This is a genomic window from Variovorax sp. 01T439_2 (assembly GCF_056398445.1).
Genome location: NZ_JBFTPJ010001345.1, coordinates 1 through 1057 on the forward strand (window position 1 = coordinate 1; position 1057 = coordinate 1057).

The window sequence follows — 1057 nt, forward strand, 5'->3', positions numbered from 1 at the left end:
GACATACCTTGCGCACTGTCTCTGGTTCGACCACACGCAGACATACCTTGCGCACTGTCTCTGGTTCGACCACACGCAGCATGACCAGTCCGAATGCTGTCGCCAGCACGCCGACGTAGTCGGGGGCCAGTGTGGCGGCAAAGCCCTGCGCCGAAATACCAAATGCCGTGGTGGTGTTATCGACAATTTCGACTGGTGTTACACGCTCTTCGTCAGGTGCGTTCAGCCGCATGCGTTCCACGCCCAATTCGTGATCTCTTCCCGTAACGACCAGAGGAACATTGCGCAGATCGGCCCAGCGAACGCGCTTGCGCGATGCCAAGGGGTGCGACGGTGCGCACCAAAGCACCCAGGGACTGTCAAACAGCGTCTGAGCCGCCACGGCGCCGCCAAGTGCGCGATCAGGACCGACGGCGATGTCGACGTCACCGGAAGAGACGGCGTCCACCAGACGATCCACAGCCACGTCCCGAATGCGAACGACAACCTTCGGCCGATCACGGGAATATCGGGAGATTGCCTGCGGCAGTGCCATGGAAGCGAGCACCAGCGGAGCGCCCACCCGTACCAGCCCAGACGCGCGGTTCCGGACATCGTTGGCCGCCATCTCTGCGTCTCCCACGTGGCGCAGCACGGTCTTGGCCGAGGCGAGATAGTCCCGCCCCGCGCTGCTGAGTTCCACGCGCCTCGTGGTGCGCTCCAACAGCCTGAAACCCACAGTCGCCTCGAGCTCTGCAACCAGCTGGCTCACAGCTTGAACTGTCAGTCCCATTTGGCCTGCCGCTGTGCTGAAACTGCGCATCTCGGCGACCGACGTGAAAGCCTCCAACTGGCGCAACGTAAATCGGGTCAGCGGCATGTTGGATTATCAAGCACAGGTTGAAGACCGATCAATATTAGCTGATTGTTCAAGAAAGGCTCTTCGTGAACACTCGGGACTTCACAGGGTGGAAGAAGGTTTGACCGACTCTGATTCTCGTGGCGCCCGCGGCGACAAACGGTCCTTCCTGCCTTCTGACTGCGGTGCCAGTGAGCCTCTCGCCGAGGTTGACGTAGT

Annotated in this window: 2 protein-coding genes; one reads left to right on the forward strand and one right to left on the reverse strand. The window is 60.9% G+C overall.

The annotated features are described in order from the left end of the window. Window positions 1-859: LysR family transcriptional regulator (locus tag AC1DOC_RS34825; RefSeq protein WP_478131733.1), on the reverse strand; the 859-nt coding region annotated here is incomplete at its 3' end. On the opposite strand from AC1DOC_RS34825, the gene AC1DOC_RS34830 reads away from it, so the two are divergent. After that, window positions 786-1057: hypothetical protein (locus tag AC1DOC_RS34830; protein ID WP_478131734.1), on the forward strand; the 272-nt coding region annotated here is incomplete at its 3' end. The genes AC1DOC_RS34825 and AC1DOC_RS34830 overlap by 74 nt on opposite strands.